This window comes from Burkholderia sp. PAMC 26561 (assembly GCF_001557535.2).
Lineage (GTDB): Bacteria > Pseudomonadota > Gammaproteobacteria > Burkholderiales > Burkholderiaceae > Caballeronia.
Window position 1 is genome coordinate 592,039 of record NZ_CP014307.1, and the last position, 18,977, is coordinate 611,015.

Here is an 18,977-nt window from a genome sequence, read left to right on the forward strand (position 1 = left end):
CTGAACGACGAATGCCGACGGTCAGAATCGACAGCGAACGCAAATGTGAGCGTTTCGACATGTAACCACGCCCATACGCCCAAAGCCCACGGTGCGACGATGGGTGAGACGTCAAAGCGCCGCCGGTCTGTTAATCTGCGCCTTTATTTTGCTGAAGACTTAGCCACATGCAACACGATCTGCCCTTCAATGAAAGAGGAATCACGTTTGCCCGCGCGGGCTTGAGCGCTGCGGGACAGCTTTTTCCGTTGCGCGATCTGCGCGGCGCGACCGTAAAAATGATTCCGCGGCAAAAACCGTTGCCTATCGCTGTGAGTGTTATCGGCGTGATCGTTGCAGCGATCGGCGGCGTGCTGGGTTCGGGTCCGGCGCTGGTGCTCGGCATCATGATCGCGGTGGTCGGCTATCTGTCGTGGATCACGCAGGACGTGATCTATCGCATGTATGTGACGGTACCGGACGGCGAGCGTGAAGTGTTCACGACGAAAGACGAGGAGTTTGCACAACGCGTTGCAACGCTCGTGCGTGAAGCAGTCACCGCTCGGACGGCGGCTCAGGCGGATACTCAGGTACCGGCAACAACACCACCGGTTCAGGAAGGGCTTTAATACTTTCTTTACGCGGACAAGGCCGATCGATGCCCCGCGTTAATGCGCCGCTCGCTAAAGTGGTGATGTTCCCACCACCGCCCGTCGCGAGACGGCGCAACATCCGATGCTTCAGGCAAGCGTTGTTAAAGCAAGCGTTGTTCCGGCAAGCGCTCCTTCGCCGGTCCGTACTTCCCTCTCGGTAGCCCAGTCGATTGCACGGGCCACACGCAAGCTCCATACGGTAGTCGCTTTCGACGTAACCCTGCCGGGTCTCGACTCCAGCGAACCGCGCCGTGTATTGCAAAGGGCGCTCGGCGGCGAAGCACGCATGCAAGTCGTGGCGACGGATCGTCGTCACGACTGCCTTACGTTGCATGTGGAAGTGCCGTCACGTTCGCTCGCCGACGTGATCGGCATTGTCATTTCGCGCTTTGAACAGGCGACACTGGGTCGTGCTACGACCTACAGCCTGCGGCGCTAGAGACCCTACGTCGACACCTGCAGCGGCTCCACGTGCCAGATATGCTTCGCATATTCGGCAATCGTACGATCCGACGAGAAGATGCCCATGCCGGCGACGTTCTCGATCGCGCTTCGCGTCCACGCATCTTTGTCGAGGAACTTGGCATCGACCTCTGCTTGCGTGCGATCGAAGCTGTCGAAATCGGCGAGCACCATGTAGTGATCGCCCCAGTCGACGAGCGTGTGGAAGATGTCGTAGAACCGGTGCGGCTGGTCCGGCGAAAAGTGTCCGAGCCGGATCTGGTCGAGCGCCATCTTCAGTTCGGGATTCTCTTCGTAGATCTGGCGCGGCCGATACCCGGTCGCACGCAATGCATCGATCTCCTCGGTCGAATGCCCGAAGATGAACATGTTTTCGCGGCCAACGGCATCGCAGATTTCGATGTTCGCACCATCAAGCGTGCCGATGGTCAGCGCCCCGTTCAATGCGAGCTTCATGTTGCCGGTCCCTGAAGCTTCCGTGCCGGCCATTGAAATTTGCTGCGACAAATCCGCGGCGGGAATGATCAGCTCGGCAACGCTCACCCCATAGTTCGGAATGAAACCTACCTTCAACCGGTCGCCGACAAGCGGATCGTTGTTGACCATCTCGGCTACGTCGTTGATCAGCTTGATGATGGTTTTCGCCATCTTGTACGCCGATGCCGCCTTGCCAGCAAACATCACCACACGCGGCGTCCACGCCTTCTCCGGCGCCTCGCGAATCCGGTTGTAGCGCACGATCACATGCAGGATATTCAGCAGTTGCCGCTTGTATTCGTGAATGCGTTTGACCTGCAAATCGAAGAGCGCATTCGGGTCGATGATCGCGCCCGTTTCCAGCTTCGCACGCGCGGCGAGCTTCACCTTGTTGGCAAGCTTGGCTTCGTGAAAAGCCGACCTGAATTCGGGGTCGTCGCGCCATTCGCGCAAACGTGCGAGCTCGAACAAGTCGGTACGCCAGCGCGGTCCAAGGCGTTCATCGATGAGAGAAGACAGCTTCGGACTCGCTTGCGACAGCCATCGGCGCGGCGTGATGCCATTCGTCACATTCGTGAAGCGATCAGGATACATGCGCGCGAAATCCGCAAAGATATTCTGCGTCATCAGTTGCGAATGCAGCTTCGACACGCCGTTGACCGTGTGACTTGCGACGATCGCCAGATGCGCCATGCGCACGCGGCGCTGGCCGTATTCGTCCACAAGCGAAATGCGGCGGATCAGGTCCACGTCGCGGCCGAACTTCTCGCCCACTTGCTTGAGAAAATCCGCGTTGATGTCGAAGATGATTTCGAGGTGACGCGGCAGCAGGCGCGACAACATTTCCACGTCCCACGTTTCCAGCGCCTCGGGCATCAGCGTGTGGTTCGTGTACGAGAACATCTGCTGGATGAGCTTCCACGCCTTGTCCCACGGGACATGATGCGTGTCCACCAGCAGCCGCATCAATTCGGGAATGGCGAGCACCGGATGCGTGTCGTTCAGGTGAACCGCGACCTTCTCCGCAAGCCGCCCGAAATGCGTGTGCGTGCGTTGATACCGGCGGATCAGATCCTGCATGGTCGCCGATACAAAAAAGTACTCCTGACGCAGGCGCAGTTCTCGGCCGGCCTGCGTGGAGTCGTCGGGGTAGAGCAGCCGCGACACGTGTTCAGAGGTATTTTTTGCTTCAACGGAACGGCGGTAATCGCCCTGATTGAACGCCGAAAGATCGAATTCGTCCGTGGCGCGCGCCGACCACAGGCGCAGCGTGTTGGTCGCGGTCGTGGCAAAACCCGGAATCACGGTGTCGTACGCCATGGCATTCACGTGTTCCGTATCGATCCATTCGGTGCGGTCTTCATGACGAACGGTGCGACCGCCGAAGTGAATCACGTAGTTCACTTCCGGGCGCGGAAACTCCCAGGGGTTGCCGGCGCGCAGCCAGTAATCGGGCGTTTCGACCTGATTGCCGTCCACGATGGTCTGCTTGAACATGCCGTATTCGTAGCGGATTCCGTAGCCAAAGCCGGGAATGCCAACCGTCGCCATGGAATCGAGGAAGCAGGCGGCGAGACGGCCAAGGCCGCCGTTGCCGAGCGCGGCATCAGGCTCGAGGTTCTCAAGCGCGTTGATATCCACGCCCAGGCCGTTGAGCGCTTCCCGGACTTCCTCGTGAATGCCCAGCGCGAGCAACGCGTTGGTAAAGGTCCTGCCGATCAGGAATTCCATCGACAGGTAATAAACCCGCTTCACGTCCTGCTCGTATTGCTGGCGCGTGGTTTTCATCCAGCGGGCGACCAGCCGGTCGCGGACCGCCAGTTCCACCGCATGCAGCCAGTCACGTGGCTGGGCGGTAACGGCATCTTTACCGACGCCGTACATGAGACGGTTTGAAATGGAGCGCCGCAGCGCATCGACGGTGCTATTGAGTTGTTCGAACTCCAGGTCGACGGATGTCATCGAACTCTCCAGAAAGCAGTAACGCACAAAGCCCTGGGGCACATGGCCTGGACCGGCCACACCCAAGCGGGACGGGCCGGGCGAACAGGCAGATTACGCTATTTTTATTTTTTTGGTAATGCCTGTGCGCCTTTCCGGGGCAGGCGTGGAATATGCGCGACAGCCCCCGGGCGTTCAATTTCCTGTCGTATTTCCGTCATTCGCGGACGAGATGTAGCGACTTTTACGTGCCTGGTTTTAGTTCGTTTTCCTTAATTAGATGTCTGCCTGGGTCGTGGCACCATGCTGTACGGAAAGCCTTTCGATTAGCTGAATGTAGTGGTCGAGCGGGGGCGTATCGCGTTCCGGCTGCTTTGCGAGATCATCCCAGCGCCGCAAGGAAAGCGCATCTTGTGCGAAGGGTTTGCGCAGGAACTCTTCAGCTTCCGGTTCGCTGAAAACACCGCCCTGCAGCTTCAGGCTGCGTACCGAGTCGGCCGAGAGCTTTGAGAAATAATCCGCATCAATCGCGCACAAACAGCGTTTGGCATCCACATGAAGGCGGATGGGTTCAAGCACGGCGTCACTGAAAAGCGGCCGCAGAAACGGCAGTGCGAAATATTGGTGCAGGTCGTCGATACCCCGCGCGGTCGGCGTCTCGCCTTGCAGGTTCAGCAAGTGGCCCAGATCGTGCAGGAACGCCGCGCCGACGAGTGCATCTTCCGCGCCCGCGCCTTCGGCCAGCGCCGCGCTCTGCAATGCGTGCTGCAGTTGCGTCACCGGCTCGCCGCTGTAAGCCATGGCGCCGTAAGTATCGAAGAGATGACGGATGTCAGGGAGTGTCAGCGCCATATCATTCCCACGGTAACGAAAAAGTCTTGAGGCTCGTGAAGCTTTTCATCGCTTCCTGGACACCTTCCTTGTAGCCGAGGCCGGAGTCCTTTATACCGCCGAAAGGTGTCAGTTCTATGCGATAGCCGGGCACTTCCCACACGTTCACCGTGCCGACGCGCAGTTCGTTCACAAACCGCGTGATGAGGTCGGCGCGGTCCGTGCACACGCCGGATGACAAACCGAACGCGGTGCCGTTGCTGATTCGTATGGCGTCGTCGATGGTATCGAATTCAATGATAGGCGAGACCGGGCCAAAAGTTTCGTCACGCACCAAGGTCATGGAAGGATCGACCCGGTCGAGTACGGTCGGCGAATACAGCGCGCCATTGCGGCGATTGCCGCAGAGCAGGCGCGCGCCTTGCCGCACCGCTTCGTTCACGCGCGTCTCGAACGATTCCGCGGCGGCCGCGTCTATTACCGTGCCCATCTGGTTGGCGGTATCGAAGGGATCGCCGTAGCTCCATGCGTGCGTTTTTTCCAGCACGAGTTCGGTGAAGCGCGCGGCGATCCCCTTCTGAACCAGCATGCGTTTCACCGCCGTGCAGCGCTGTCCCGAGTTCTTGTACGAACCCTGTACGGCAAGCGTGGCGGCGCGTTCGACATCGGCGTCATCGAGCACGATCAGCGGATCGTTGCCGCCGAGTTCAAGCACCACTCGCCGGTACCCCGCCTTCGCGGCGATCGCTTTGCCTATCGCCACGCCGCCGGTAAAAGTGACCAGTTCTGCAAGGCGGTGCGTGACGAGTTCGTCGGCGATCTCGCGCGGATCGCCGGTCAGGACCTGCAGCATCGGGGCGGGCAAACCGGCTTCGTAGAGCACATCCGCGAAGTAATAAGCCGATAACGGCACCTTCTCCGAGGGCTTCAGGATCACGCGATTATTCGTCGCGATGGCCGGCGCAATCTTGTGCGCGACCTGGTTCATCGGATGGTTGAACGGCGTGATCGCGACAATGACGCCGGCAAGCGGTTCGCGTTGCGAAAACACGCGGCGCGCCTTGCCGTGCGGCGTGAGATCGCAGGAGAAGCTCTGGCCGTCGTCGCGCAAGGCCTCCATGGACGCAAATTTCAGCACGTCGGCGACGCGGCCGATTTCGTACCGCGAATCCTGCTTCGATAAACCCGACTCCAGCGAAATCAGGTCGGACGCTTCTTCCGTGCGTTCACGCATGATGCTAGCCGCGCGTTCGAGGATCTGCGAACGCTCGTAGCGCGTGAGCGTTGCGCGGTAGTTTGCCGCGTACTCGAAGGCGTCGCGGACATCGTCGACACTGGCCATCGGCACGGTGCCGACGCGCGTATTCGTGTACGAATCGAACACATCGAGATTGCGTGTACGCGCCGCACGCTCGCCCTTGAGCCGGAGTTTCTCCATGCGCAGCGCGTGCTGCTCGGCCGCGAGGACGGCGCTCATGATGCAAGCACCAGATGGTTGAGTGCGATGCTCAATACATCGAAATTACGCAGACGTTTGCCGTTGAGCTTCGACTCGAAGCCGTCGGTTTTCCGATTGAAGAGCAACGGCACTTCCTGCTCCGACACACCACCATGCGAGCGCAGTGGCACCGTGAGGCCCGAAAGATCGTGTTCCGCCCGACGCGTGCCAAGCGCCGTGTTGCGCCCGCTCACCACGACGAGGTCGCCCACACGATCGTTCGGCAGTTCGAAGCGTTCGCACGCCGTTGCGTTGTCCAGCACGATATCGACGCCCGGCAACTCGGCGATGCGCTTCGCCAGTGCTTTTGCATCGACGGAACGCGGCAGGTAGATCGTCGCGAACGACCCAAGCGCGCCGTGATGAACGACGTAAGGATCGGTGATGGGCAGGATGACCCGTGCGTTGGGAATGTCCAGTGTTCCGTCGAGCCAGTCCTGCAGATACACGACATTAGGCTCGCCCGTCGATGGATCGTGCTTCGCGTTCATTCCGTGGTCGGCGGTGAGCCCGATCACCGCGCCGAGCGCATTCAACTGCGCAAGGTAGCCGTCCATCATGGCGTAGAACGCGTTCGCGCCGTCCGTGCCGGGTGCGAACTTGTGCTGTACGTAATCGGTTGTCGAGAGATACATCAGGTCGATGTCGCGCGTCTCTGCCAGCCGCACGCCCGCTGCGAACACGAACTCGGAAAGCCCCGCGCTGTAGACATCGGGCACAGGTTTGCCAACGAGTTCCAGCACGTTGTCGATGCCATTTTCCGCGAGCGTGGCGGCATCGGCTTTTTCAGCCGAGAAACAAATGCCGTCGAGCTGCCAGCCAAGCAAACGCCTCAGCTTGTCCTTCGCCGTGACCACCGCGACCTTGTCGCCGCGCTGCGCCGCGGCCGCGAGAATCGTCCCGGCGCGAAGGTAGGCCGGGTCGTTCATCATGACCTCGGCGCCCTTGCCGCCGTTCGCGTCCGGATCGAAGAAATAGTTGCCGCAGATGCCGTGCACGGAAGGCGGCACACCCGTCACGATGGACAAGTTGTTCGGGTTCGTGAACGACGGGATCACACAGTCGGCACGAAAGGCGGAACCACCTTCGAGCATCGTGCCGATAAACGGCGCCACGCCCGCGGCAACCGCTGCTTCGAGATAGTCGTATTCGCAACCATCGACGCACACGACGACCGTCAACGCGCGTGCCGGGCCATAAGCGCGGCCGTTGACTTCGATAGACGTTTCAGTAGAGATGGACATGACGTTCCTTTTCGAGCGTGAACCGGCACTTTTAATTCGGCGCGATTTACATATTTTGACTTACAACGCCAATATTTGCCACATTTTTCGGCGTGAGAAATTGTCCCGCGCAAGCGGGATACACCTTGCGATAGCTTCGATTCAGGCCATGCGCCGCCGGGGAACCTTCGCCGCGATCAGCAACAGCGCAGCGAGAGACACCGCCAGCAGGATCAGCGAAAGCGCCGATGCCGGCAGGTAATAACCGCGATTCACCTGTCCCACCACGACGATCGGAACCGTAGCGAATCCCGGCGGATAAACGGTCAGCGTCGCGCCGAGTTCGCCCAGCGACAACGCGAAACCAAGCGCAAGACTCGCGCGGATTGCGGGAACGAGTTGCGGCAGGACGACACGCGAAAGGACCATCGATGGCGATGCGCCAAGGCTCGCAGCCGCTTCGCGCAGGATCGTAAGCTCAGGCCGCAGCGCAGCGGCCGCACATCGATAACAAAACGGCAGCACCAGCGCCAACTGCACCAGCACGACGATTGCCGCGGACCCTGAAATATCCAGCGGCTTCTTGTGATACGCAATCAGCACGGCCAGTCCGAGCACGACACTCGGCACGCCGTTGGGCATCATCGCGATGGTATCGACCCATGCGCCCACACCGCGCCGGTCGCGGCCTTCGAGCGCGAGCGCCAGCCAAAGACCGAGGACGGTCCCGAGGACGGCCACGCCGAAGCCGACTTCAAGGCTCGTTGTCAGCGCATCGAAGTCGCTTGAACCGAGGCGTTCGAACCAGCGCATGCTGAAGCCATCGGGGAAGATCGTTCCCGACCAGTGCGACGCCACGCTGGAAAGCGCAACCACGATCACCGGCAATACAAACAGCCAGAAGCACAGAAGCGCGGCGAAACAGGTGAAGATCCACGCGCCGACGCGCTTGAGCGAATGCGGCTTCGATGCTGCAACCGGCAGCGAAAATTCAGTTGCCATTGCGGCCTCCTGTGCGCCGGTTGACGCGCCTGTAGAGCGCGTACAACGAGAGCGACATTGCAAGCATGACAACCGCGCCGGCCGCGGCTGTCGGCAAGTCCAGATCGACCGTTGCCGAGCTGTAGATTGCCATCGGCAAGGTAATCAGATGTGCGCTTCCCAATACGAGCAAGATGCCGAATTCATTGAGCGTCAGCAGGAAACACAGGATCGTTCCCGCCGCGATACCCGGCCATGCGAGCGGCAGGATGACCTTGAACGCGACCATCCAGCCACTCGCACCCAGACTCTTCGCGGCTTCGATCAGACGCATGTCGAGCGTTGCAAACGACGCAAGCGTCGGCCGCACCACGAACGGTGCGTAGAACACGACCTCCGCGAGAATCACGCCGCCAATGCCAAACAAGAAGTCGAGCGGCGGATTCTGCAAGTTGAACAAACGCTGCAAGCCGATGCTCACCGATCCCTGCGATCCATACAGAAAGATCAGCGTGAACGCGACCAGGAACGAAGGGAACGCGACAAACAATTCGAGGAAACGCGTCACGAGTTTCGCGCCGGGAAATGGCTTGAAAAACAATATGGATGCAAGCAGGACACCGAGCAATGACGCAAGCGTTGCACTCGCGAAGAGGATGCCGAGCGTCGTGCCAATCACACCGCTGGTTTCGGGATTGGTGAAGAACGCGGTGTACGCCTGCAGGCTCAAGCCATGCTTGCCCGTCACGCTCAGCCACAACAATTGCACGAGCGGATACAGCACCAATGGTCCGAGCACGACCACCAGAATGAACCAGAGCTGCCACTGCGCACGCCGTTCGCGCCGACGCTTGGCAAGCGTGTGCGCGGGGTCGTCGACCAGGTGTTCACTCGCTGACAAGGACGACATCGTCAACCTCGTGGCGTAGGGAAACACGCGCGCCCTTCTCGGGCATCGGACCATGCGATCGTTGCATGGTGACGAGCACGGGCTGGTCGGGCAATGCATCGAGCATCACCGAGACCGAGAGCGCTGCGCCGTACCATTCAACCGAGGAGATCGTGCCGTGCAATTGCGCACTGCCCAACGGCACGATCGACAGGCACTCGGGACGGATGCACGCAAGCCTGCCGCGTTCGTCGTGCCGTGCATCGCCAACAGGAAACATGATCGATGGCGGCAACAAGTTCGCCGCGCCAAGGTAGCGCGCGACGAACGCGTCCTTGGGGTTATCGTAGAGTTCGCGCGGCGTGCCCAATTGCGCAATACGGCCGTCGCGCATCAGCAACGTGCGATCGGAGAGCACTAGGGCATCGTCCTGATCATGCGTCACACAGACAATGGTCAGGTTCGGCAGGCGCTCATGCAACGACTTCAGTTCGGTACGGACCGATGCACGCAGGTTGGCATCGAGTGCCGAGAGCGGTTCGTCGAGCAGCAGCACATCCGGCTCGATTACCAGCGCTCGCGCCAACGCCACGCGTTGCTGCATGCCGCCCGACAACTGCCCGGGCATCACGTGCCCCGCGTCGCCGAGTTGCACGAGCTTGAGTGCATCCGCCACGCGCCGCGCTATCTCTCCGGCTTTCAGACGCCGCGCCCGCAGGCCGAACGCGACGTTATCGAACACGGAAAGATGCGGGAACAGCGCATAGCTTTGAAACAGAAGCCCGAGGTTGCGCTTGAACGGCGGCACGTGCGTAAGATCACGCCCGGCCACCGTCAGCCGGCCCGCGAGCCCGTCCGCCTCCACGAATCCCGCGATGAACCGCAGCAACGTAGTCTTGCCGCAACCGCTGCGGCCGAGCACGGTAAGCAGTTCGCCGCGCTCGATAGTCAGCGAGAGGTCATCCAGCACCGTACGCGCGCCAAAGCGCACGCTCAGGCCTTCGATATGCACGCCGCCATGCGCCGGCTTGAAAGAATCGGCGGCAGCAGCTTCGCGAGTGGCCGGAGCCAGCGTCAAAGTGTTCACGGTTCGCATCCCTGAGAGCTTCGATAAGAACGCAAGCGCTTACGACTTCGGCTTGACCACGTCGAGTTGCTTGCCGGAGTTGCCGATCACGTCGTTTTTCCAGCGCGTGGTCCACGCGGCTTTCTTGTCCATGACCTGGTTCCAGTCCACCGGAATCAGCTTCACGCCCGCGATGGCCTGCTTGACCGCCTCGCCATTCTTGCCGGCAAGCGGAACGTCGGTGCGGCCCGGAATGCCGTAGATGTCCGGCACCTTCGCCTGCACTTCCTTCGACATCAGGTAGTCGACCAGCTTTTTGCCTTCAGCCTGATTCGGGCCGCCTTTGATCAGGCCGATCGCGTAGGGCAACTGGAACGTGGTCGGCGCTTCGCCGGCCTTGGCCGAGAGGAAGATCGGCTTGAGCGAAAGGCCGCCGTTGGTGGCATCGTCCAGATCCATCTGCAGGTCGCCGTTCGCGAATGAGATTTCGTTGCGCGAAAGCAGCACGTCGAGATAACCCGTGCCCTTCGTGTGGAATTTTGCGCTCTTCTCCAGATCCTTCAGGTAGTCGAACGCCTTGTCTTCGCCCATCAGCGCGCTCGTCAGGATGATCACGGCCATGCCGTCGCCGGCGGTCGCGGGATTCGAGTAAGCCACCTTGCCGCTGAAGTCCGGATGCAACAAGTCGGCAAACGTCTTCGGCGCGGTCTTCGTGACTTCGGGGTTGATCGCGAACGAGAAGTAGTTGTTCACGAAGGTCGCCCACGCACCATCGGATGCCTTCGCAATCGCCGGCACATTCGCGTAGTTCACGCTCTGGTACGGCTGCAGCAAGCCGCCTTGCGATGCTTGCTGGATGAACGGCGGCAGCGTCACGAGCACGTCGGCCTTCGGCGAATCCTTCTCCACCTGCGCCCGGTTCACCACTTCCCCGCTACCCGCCGTCACGATATTCACCTTCACACCTTCCTTCTTTTCGAAGGCCGGCAGCACATCCTTGTACAGGTTTTCAAGGCCGTCGGCGGTGTACAGCACGACTGCATCGGCGGCATGCGCCTGCATGGCCGCGACGCTTGCGAACACGGCCACGGCAAGACACGAAGCCAGACGAGCTTTGGGGAAGCGATTTTTTGTCATGTTGCAAGTTCTCCGGAAGACGGAAACTACCAGGTGGCGTGAGGATGACGCGCGGTTTTCGAAAGGCCGCTTGCGTCCGATGATTCTTTGGCGCGGAGGTTGATCTGGTATCACCCGCAGCCGGATCGAAGCATCACAGAACTCTATGACAACGCCATGACGATGCCACATTTCTACAACAAAGAACACATTTCGCCAAAATTCCGACGTAGACTATTTCATGCCTGCCTGAAAATACGAACGGAGAAGATTGTGATCAACGGAAGTGACCCGATTTTGCTGACGCCCGGCCCGCTCACCACAACGCCGGCCACGCGTCAGGCGATGTTGCGCGACTGGGGATCGTGGGATGCGGCTTTCAACCAGATGACAGACTCGATCTGCCGCGACCTGCTCTCTATCGTGTCCGGTCAAAAAGATTTTGTATGCGTGCCCATGCAGGGAAGCGGCACGTTTTCGGTCGAAGCCGCGCTCGGGTCGCTCGTGCCGCGCGATGCGGTCGTGCTCGTACCGAACAACGGCGCGTATTGCACGCGTTTGCTGAAGATCCTCGAGCGGCTCGGAATAGCGGCGATCGAATTGAAGTTGCGCGATGACGAACCGGCCGGCGTCGCGCGTATCGAGGAGATGTTCTTGCGCGAGCCGCGCATCACGCACGTGGCGCAGGTGCATCTGGAGACGAGCGCAGGTTTGCTCAATCCGCTCGATGAGATCGCCGCGTCGTGCGCGCGTTTCGACAAGCGTCTTATTGTCGATGCAATGAGTTCGTTCGGCGCGTTGCCTATCGATGTATCGAAGGGCGGCATCGATGCGGTCGTATCGGCGAGCGGCAAGTGCCTTGAAGGCGTGCCGGGGATGGGCTTCGTGATCGTGCGGCGAAGTGTGCTGGAAGCATCGGAAGGCGTTTCCCGTTCGCTCGCGCTCGACCTTTACGATCAATATGCGTACATGCAGAAGACCACGCAATGGCGCTTCACGCCGCCCACGCATGTGGTCGCCGCGTTGCGCGCGGCGCTCGATCAATACAAGGCGGAAGGCGGCCAGGCTGCGCGCGGCGCTCGATACCAGCGCAATTGCGCGGCGTTGATCGAGGGCATGGCGGCGCTTGGATTCAGGCCTTTCCTGGACGCTTCGGTGCAGGCGCCGGTGATCGTCACGTTCCATGCGCCGCGCGATCCGGCCTACGATTTCAAGCGCTTTTACGAAGCCGTGCGCGATGCAGGATACGTGCTGTACCCGGGCAAGCTGACGGAAGTGGAGACGTTTCGCGTGGGATGCATTGGCGCTATCGATGCCAACGAGATGCTGAACGCAGTGGCTGCAATCAGCCGCGCGTTGGGCATGTTGCACGTGCGGCTCGCGGCCTGATCCATGCCCGGCAAGCGGTCAGGCAATCACCAGCTCCGGCCCGCGCGAGGCGATCGCCTTGCGCAAAGCCTTGTCGGGCGTGAGTTCGGTGACCAGGTATCGCGCCTTCTCGAAGTCGCGGATGCGCACCGGCGTGACGTGACCGAACTTCGAATGATCCGCGACGATCACCGCGGCGCTCGCAGCCACGATCATCCGGCTGCGCACTTCCGCGGCGAGCCGCGAATAGTCGGTCAGGTAACCATCGGACGTGATCGCGCCCGCGCCCACAAACGCGAAGTCCACGTGATACTGCGAAAGCTGCTGCACGGTATCGAGGCCGAACGTGGCGTCCTCGTTGTCCGAAAGTTCGCCGCCGAGCAGCGTGACCTTGTTGTCATTGCGCCGGCCGAGCAGCAACGCGATGCGCCAGTCGTTGGTGTAGACCGTCAGGCGATGCCGGTCGCCAAGCGCGCGCGCCACGGCTTGCGTGGTGCTGCCCGAATCGATGATCACGGACGCGCCGTCCGGCACGAATTGCGCGGCGCGCTCGCCTATTGCGCGCTTGGCGGATGCGTTCGCCGCTTCGCGGGTATCGAGGTCGGGCTCGCGCCGGTCATTCGACAGCGCGCCGCCATGCGTAGTCGCGATCAGGCCGCGTTCGGCGAGTGCGTTGAGATCGCGGCGGACGGTTTCACGCGAGACGTCGAGCGCGCGCACGAGTTCGGCGACCGACAACGCGCCGTTCTTCGACAACTCGGACAGGATGTATTGATGACGTTGTTCGGCGAGCATCGGGGCGACCGGACATGCCGGCAATGAATGGATATCGGTTAAAAGACGTGAAACCGCGCGTATTGTAGTACGCACAACGCTTTGACAAACCCAATGACGACGACCCCCCACACAGATGTAGCCATTATTGGCGCCGGCATTCTCGGACTGGCGCATGCTCATGCGTTCGCCCGGCGTGGCTTGCGCGTCACCGTTTTCGAGCGCAGCGGCACGCCGGTTGGCGCGTCCATCCGCAACTTCGGCATGGTGCTCGTGACCGGCCAGCCGCCAGGTGCCATGCATGCGCTCGCACAGGCATCGAGGGAAATATGGCTTGGCTGGGCACGCGATGCCGGCCTCCATATGCGCCGCTCGGGCTCGCTGATGTTCGCCCGAAGCTCAGCGCAAGCGCACGTCATGGAGGCGTTCGCCGAGACGCGCGCCCGCGAGGCGGGCTACGACGCCGCCATGGTGTCACGCGCCGCGCTCAACGATCTCTACGGCGGCCGCTTCAGCAAACATCACGCCGCGTTGCATGGACGCGCCGACTTGCAGGTCTTCTCGCGCGAGGCGGTGCCAGGGTTGATCGACTATTTGCGGCGCGCGTATGGCGTGGATTTCCGCTTTGGAACGATGGTGCGCGGTATCGACAACGGCGTTCTCGACACGACGGCCGGCGAGTCGCGCGCCGAACAGGTGGTGATTTGTGCGGGGCACGATTATTTGTCGCTGCTTGCACCCGAGCTTGCCGCAATCGAGCCGCGCGTGTGCCGTTTGCAGATGCTGCGTGTGAGGCCCGCCCAACCATTCGCCCTCGATCATGCGGTGCTGACTGGTTTAAGCTGCCTGCATTACGGCGCGTTTTCGGACCTGCCCGAAGCCGCCGCGCTGCACGAAGAAGTGGCCGCGCAAGAACCCGCGTTGCTCGAGCACGGCATTCATTTGCTGGCGAGCCCGACGCCAGCGGGCGACTTGATCATCGGCGATTCGCATGATTACGGTGACGATCCGTCACCGTTCAACGCGGCATCTGTCGATGACATGCTGCTCACGCTCGCCGAAAGCACGCTCGGCGGCAAACTCGACGTGATCGAACGTTGGCAAGGCGTGTATGGCGCGCGAACCGGCACATCGGACGCGCCGTTTTCCGTGCTGCGGGCATCGCCCACCGTCACCGGCGTGTTCATGCATAGCGGCGTGGGAATGAGCGTCGGGCCTGCGCTGGGCGAGCGGGTGGTGAGCCATTTGCTCGATGGCGCCGCGCTGCCCAAACTGTGACGCGGTGTCGAAGAGGCTTTGTTTATTGAGCGACCGGCAAGAATATGTTTCCCGGTCGAGCGCCAATGCTGCCTTTGCGCGCCGGTAGACTTGATGCCTTTCTTTGCCACGACGCGGAGTTTCAAGCGATGAGCTACAAGAAAGGCATTGTGCTGGAGATCCAGTTTCCGCCCGAACGTCTGAACGATGGCGCCGGTGACCCGTACTGGATCGACCTGACACTGGACGAAGCCCGTAGGCTTTATGATCAGCTGGCGCGCCGTTTCGCAGGGGAAACGCAGGCAAACCAGCCGCTCGACACGTTCACCATTGAATGACTTCGACGCTCAGTCTCCGGTGCAACTCGAACTGGACAAATTCCGGAACTGGTTCGACCAGTCACCGCTCATGGCGGTCTGGGCCGCCGCCAACGACAAATCCCCCGTACACACACAGCGCTTCAGGAACACCGCCAGCCGTTCCTTGCGGCGCTGTCCCGCGCGGCCATCCCAGCGGCGAATGTCGAGATTGGCTGCAGACGTCGGCGAACCGCCGAGCAATACAGGCATGCGGTGATCGAGCGCATATTGCGACGCGGTCGCCGGGTCGACCTTGCGCTGCTTGAGCAACTGGTCTTTCTGACGCTGCAGGGTATCGAACGGAGGCAGCACGTCGTCGGCGTAACCCGGACGGCAAATCGTGTCCACGATGGTGGTTTGCTTCACGCGCGGATCCAGCAACTCAGGTCTCTGAGCATGCGCCGCGCTGCCGGCGGCGAGCAGGAGCCACGCGGCGGCGACCGCCAGACGAGAACCATGCCGGTGATACGAAAGAGGCCTTCTATTCATTCGGCGAGCGTGCCACGCCAGAATCAGCGAGAGCAAAATGTCGGATCGAGAGGAGGGCCTAATTAAAACACATGCGCGACTCGATAATCACAATGGACATTAATGGTGAACCCGAAGCCGGGCTCAGGCATTCGCTTCAGGCGACGTTTTGTGTTAATGCAGCGTGCTGTGTCAACGCCGCATCCAGTGCTATGGCTTCGTCGTTGAAACGCGCGTAGGCATCGCAGAGTTTCGCCATGTCGGACGGATGCTCGTCGTGCTCGATCAGGCTTTGCAGCGCGACGCAGGCATCGGCAAACGGCGTGGCCCCGATCACCAGGGATGCTCCTTTCATGCGATGCACGAGTTCATGAAGGCGCTGGAAGTCGCCCGTGTCGAGTGCCGCGCGACTGGCTTCGAGATCGACCTGGTTCGACCACTTCAGCACATCGACGAGGAGCGCCGCCTGATCTCCGTGACTGTTCAGAAGGTCGGCATCAAAGCGCGGTGCGGCAATCGCCAAGCGCTTCGTCTGATGATTTGCGTCCGCCGTGTGCGCTGTAATCACCGACTGCTGGCGAGGCGTATTGGACGGAAAAGCGTGTGTCGGGCCATAGGCCCGTTTTCCTGTAGTGCGCCTGGAAAGACGGATCGGGGCGTCGGATACCGGGAAAAACCTCGCATAGGCGTCCGGTGACGTGTGATCGGCGATTACCGGTGTTGCGGCCTCATGCACCTCCTCCGTCCTTTGCGATGCAAGCACGAGCGCATGTCGCAGCGCGTCCAGTCCCAGCGGCTTGACCAGGCACTGCGTCATGCCTGACGCGAGCGCGTGATCCACGGCCTCGCGCTGCGCGTTCGCCGTCACGCCCACGATAGGTACCCGCGTTCCCTGCCCCTCGGCCTCGCGCTTGCGGATTGCGCGGGCGAAATCCTCGCCGCTCATGACGGGCATCGAACAGTCGGTCAGGATCAGGTCGAATGGCGAACCTTCGAGTCTTTGCTGATCCCATCGCGAGAATGCGGCTGCGCCTTCGCTGGCCGTTTCGATCTCGCAGCCAAGGTTCTTCAACTGGCTTGTGAGCAGGATGAGATTGGCGGGATGATCATCGACTACAAGTATGCGCAAGCCTTCGCGCACCCGCGTTTCGGGGTCTTCCGGGACAGGCATTTGCAAGGGCGGTTCGCTCAGCGGCAAGCTCATTTTTACGGTGAACCGGCTCCCCTGCCCCGGCGTGCTCGATAACTCGATGGTGCCGTTCATCAACGTCATCAGCCGCCTGCAGATCGTCAGGCCAAGACCCGTTCCGCCGAACCTTCCCGGCTGTTCCTGACGCGCTTGCGTGAAGGGCGTGAAGAGCAAGGCCTGCTGATCGCCCGCGATCCCGAGACCAGTATCGGACACCGTGAACACGAACGCGCAGCGCGTGTTCGTCTGCGCGATCGAATAGTCGATCACGATCTCGCCGGCATCGGTGAACTTGATCGCGTTCGATAACAAATTGCCTAGCACCTGCCGCAGTCGCAATGCATCGGCCAGCACCCATGCGTGTTCGCTTTCGCCGTTCGCGCGGACCCTCAGCGCCAGGCCCTTCACGCGCGCCGCCGGCTCGTAGATCGCTGCAACGCTCTGCACCCACGCCCCGAGTTCCACGGGCGCGGGCATCAATGTAAGCCGTCCCGCTTCGATCTTCGCCATGTCGAGGATATCGTCGATCATGCCAAGCAGATCGCGCGCCGCATTGTGCGCCGTGCCGAGCGCCCTGACCGTCGATGCCCTGTCTCCCGGGCTGCGCAGCTCGAGTTCGAGGAGACCGAGGACGGCATTCATCGGCGTGCGGATCTCGTGGCTCATCGCCGCGAGGAAGACCGACTTTGCACGGTTCGCGCTCTCGGCGTCGTTCCTGGCGCGCCGCATTGCGTCCTCGGCGATGCGCCGCCGATCCACCTGCTTCTTCAGCGACCAGCCCCATCCGGCAAGCAACGCAAGCAGGGCCACCGCCAGTAACGCGCCGAAGATGACTTGCGGACGCCGCTGCTCCCACTTGCTCTCGGGATGCTCGATCAGCAGCCACCGGCGGCGGATGGCATCGAGCTCGGCGGGCTGCATGTGCGCGATCGCCTTGTTCACGATCGACAGCAACATCGGCTCGCCACGCGCGATGAGAAAGCCGTGCTGCACGGGTTGATCGATGAACGCGCCGGTGATCGCGAGCTTGCCGCGATACGGATTGCCGACGGCGTAATTCGCGAACGTCATGTCGATGACGGTCGCGTCCGCGTCGCCGTCGCGCACCGCGTCGAACTGGCCCTTGACCGGTAAAGTCTCGACGATTCGCGCCGTGGGCACGCGCTCGTGCAGCATGGCCATCAGCGCATGGTTGCGCCACAACGCGACGCGTTTTTCGGCAAGCGCGCGGGCGTCGTGAAGCGGCTCGGCGCCCGCGCGGGTCACGATCGCGAGCACGCCTTCGCCGTAGGGTTTGCTTGGCACGAACTGCGGCGGAATCTGCCCGGCGCTGAATCCATATGGGATCAAGGCCGAATTGCCGTCGAAGATATCCTGCGTGACGGCTTCGACCGAATCGCGCAAATGGCCTTCAAATGTCAGACCCGTCGCCGCGCCGATAGCCGACAACATATCGATTGCGAGTCCCGCCGGCTTGCCACTCGAATCGCGAAACGTCATGGGCGCGGCGTCCGCGTACATGGAGTAGTCGACCACGGGATGTGCCGCGACCCAGGCAAGCTCGGGGCCGCTTAATTCGAGCGGTTGGGTGAACGTCACGGCCGCGGCGACGGCCCAGCGTGCGCGTACTTCCATCAAGAAACGCGGCGGCAATGCGGCAAGCGCCGCGTCCACGCGCCGGCGCAGCGCTTCGCCGGTTGCATCGGCGGCGAATGCGAAGCTGTAGCCGGCTTCATCGAATGGAGCGAAACCGGACAGCGTGAGGTTGACCAGATCGAAATGATCGACCGCATAACCCGCTGTGACCAGATCGCCGACGAAAGCGTCCGCATCGCCCAGCGATACGGCAAGCAATGCGCTCAACGTATCGCGATAAGCAACGGGATGCATCGATGGATACGCATCCTGCAGCCGTTGTGGCGATGTCTGCGACTCGACGTATGCGATCCGTCCTGTGTGTGATCCTGCGACACGACGCTCAACATAGACCTGCTTCGTCGCAACATACGGCTTGCTGTAAAGCAACGCGACGCCGCCGTCGTTACCAGTGGCGCTGGTCGCGGCATCTATTCGATGCTGCCGCAACGCGTCGATCATTGCGCCGCGATCGGCGAAGCTCTGCCATTGAACCGGCTTCTGCAACGCTCCTGCGATTCGTTGCACAAAATCCGCCGATACACCGCGCACAGGATTCTCCGAATCATTCGGATTACTCATTTCCATGGGCGGCAACGCGCCCGGCACGACGCCCACTATCAACGGCTTTGCTTGAACCGGATTTTTTGAAACGTTCGTCCGGGCACTCACCGAAACGCAAAAAAATAGCGCGATACAAAACGACACCGCAATGCGCAGAAGCCTTGGCGGTTTTATCGTGGCGAACGTCCTTAGTGAAGCCATCAGCATTTCCCTAAAGAAACGACGCATACACGCCTGTTTTTAAGAG

General features: G+C 61.2%; 16 protein-coding genes. 5 read left to right on the forward strand and 11 right to left on the reverse strand.

The window, feature by feature from the left end; genetic code table 11:
• Positions 1-167: 167 nt before the first annotated feature.
• Both AXG89_RS18330 and AXG89_RS18335 read left to right on the forward strand, forming a co-directional pair.
• A complete protein-coding gene (locus tag AXG89_RS18330) occupies positions 168-608 on the forward strand; it encodes a DUF6232 family protein (protein WP_062171455.1) in 441 nt (146 codons plus the stop codon).
• A gap of 106 nt (positions 609-714) precedes the next feature.
• Positions 715-1,071: a hypothetical protein gene (locus tag AXG89_RS18335; protein ID WP_062171457.1), complete on the forward strand. Its 357-nt coding sequence runs from the start codon at positions 715-717 to the stop codon at positions 1,069-1,071.
• A gap of 5 nt (positions 1,072-1,076) precedes the next feature.
• Here the strand turns inward: AXG89_RS18335 and AXG89_RS18340 are convergent, their stop codons facing one another.
• From AXG89_RS18340 to phnS, 8 genes are all read right to left on the reverse strand, one after another.
• Positions 1,077-3,533 carry a glycogen/starch/alpha-glucan phosphorylase gene (locus tag AXG89_RS18340; protein WP_062171460.1) on the reverse strand — a complete coding sequence of 819 codons (2,457 nt, stop codon included), beginning with the start codon at positions 3,531-3,533 and terminating at the stop codon, positions 1,077-1,079.
• Positions 3,534-3,788: 255 nt separating this feature from the next.
• The gene (locus AXG89_RS18345) at positions 3,789-4,364 is read right to left on the reverse strand and encodes a phosphonate degradation HD-domain oxygenase (RefSeq protein WP_062171461.1); all 576 of its coding nucleotides are present in this window, start codon (positions 4,362-4,364) and stop codon (positions 3,789-3,791) included.
• 1 nt (position 4,365) lies between these two features.
• Positions 4,366-5,820: a phosphonoacetaldehyde dehydrogenase gene (gene phnY, locus AXG89_RS18350; RefSeq protein ID WP_062171464.1), complete on the reverse strand. Its 1,455-nt coding sequence runs from the start codon at positions 5,818-5,820 to the stop codon at positions 4,366-4,368.
• Positions 5,817-7,085: a phosphonoacetate hydrolase gene (gene phnA / locus AXG89_RS18355; protein WP_062171466.1), complete on the reverse strand. Its 1,269-nt coding sequence runs from the start codon at positions 7,083-7,085 to the stop codon at positions 5,817-5,819. The genes phnY and phnA overlap by 4 nt, the downstream gene beginning before the upstream one ends.
• 141 nt (positions 7,086-7,226) lie before the next feature.
• Positions 7,227-8,066 (reverse strand): 2-aminoethylphosphonate ABC transport system, membrane component PhnV, encoded by an 840-nt coding sequence (phnV, locus tag AXG89_RS18360; protein WP_062171468.1) that lies wholly within the window; start codon positions 8,064-8,066, stop codon positions 7,227-7,229.
• The gene (locus AXG89_RS18365; RefSeq protein ID WP_062003295.1) at positions 8,056-8,955 is read right to left on the reverse strand and encodes a 2-aminoethylphosphonate ABC transporter permease subunit; all 900 of its coding nucleotides are present in this window, start codon (positions 8,953-8,955) and stop codon (positions 8,056-8,058) included. The genes phnV and AXG89_RS18365 overlap by 11 nt, the downstream gene beginning before the upstream one ends.
• A complete protein-coding gene (gene phnT, locus AXG89_RS18370) occupies positions 8,933-10,021 on the reverse strand; it encodes a 2-aminoethylphosphonate ABC transport system ATP-binding subunit PhnT (protein ID WP_062172580.1) in 1,089 nt (362 codons plus the stop codon). Before phnT ends, AXG89_RS18365 begins: the two co-directional genes overlap by 23 nt.
• A gap of 39 nt (positions 10,022-10,060) precedes the next feature.
• Positions 10,061-11,137 carry a 2-aminoethylphosphonate ABC transporter substrate-binding protein gene (phnS, locus tag AXG89_RS18375; RefSeq protein ID WP_062003296.1) on the reverse strand — a complete coding sequence of 359 codons (1,077 nt, stop codon included), beginning with the start codon at positions 11,135-11,137 and terminating at the stop codon, positions 10,061-10,063.
• Positions 11,138-11,389: 252 nt separating this feature from the next.
• On the opposite strand from phnS, the gene AXG89_RS18380 reads away from it, so the two are divergent.
• A complete protein-coding gene (locus tag AXG89_RS18380) occupies positions 11,390-12,505 on the forward strand; it encodes a 2-aminoethylphosphonate--pyruvate transaminase (RefSeq protein ID WP_062172581.1) in 1,116 nt (371 codons plus the stop codon).
• 18 nt (positions 12,506-12,523) lie between these two features.
• On the opposite strand, the gene AXG89_RS18385 is transcribed toward AXG89_RS18380, so the two are convergent.
• Positions 12,524-13,279, reverse strand: coding sequence for a DeoR/GlpR family DNA-binding transcription regulator (locus AXG89_RS18385; RefSeq protein ID WP_062171470.1), 756 nt, complete (start codon positions 13,277-13,279; stop codon positions 12,524-12,526).
• A 93-nt stretch (positions 13,280-13,372) separates the two neighbouring features.
• Here AXG89_RS18385 and AXG89_RS18390 point away from each other — a divergent pair, with 93 nt between their 5' ends.
• Together AXG89_RS18390 and AXG89_RS18395 are read left to right on the forward strand one after the other, a co-directional pair.
• A complete protein-coding gene (locus AXG89_RS18390; protein WP_062171472.1) occupies positions 13,373-14,536 on the forward strand; it encodes a TIGR03364 family FAD-dependent oxidoreductase in 1,164 nt (387 codons plus the stop codon).
• Positions 14,537-14,664: 128 nt separating this feature from the next.
• A complete protein-coding gene (locus tag AXG89_RS18395) occupies positions 14,665-14,853 on the forward strand; it encodes a hypothetical protein (RefSeq protein WP_062172582.1) in 189 nt (62 codons plus the stop codon).
• 9 nt (positions 14,854-14,862) lie between these two features.
• Here AXG89_RS18395 and AXG89_RS18400 read toward each other — a convergent pair whose 3' ends face one another.
• Both AXG89_RS18400 and AXG89_RS18405 read right to left on the reverse strand, forming a co-directional pair.
• Positions 14,863-15,363, reverse strand: a complete 501-nt coding sequence (locus AXG89_RS18400) for a hypothetical protein (protein ID WP_062171474.1) — start codon at positions 15,361-15,363, stop codon at positions 14,863-14,865.
• 136 nt (positions 15,364-15,499) lie between these two features.
• Positions 15,500-18,931: an ATP-binding protein gene (locus AXG89_RS18405; RefSeq protein WP_082771541.1), complete on the reverse strand. Its 3,432-nt coding sequence runs from the start codon at positions 18,929-18,931 to the stop codon at positions 15,500-15,502.
• Positions 18,932-18,977: the final 46 nt, after the last annotated feature.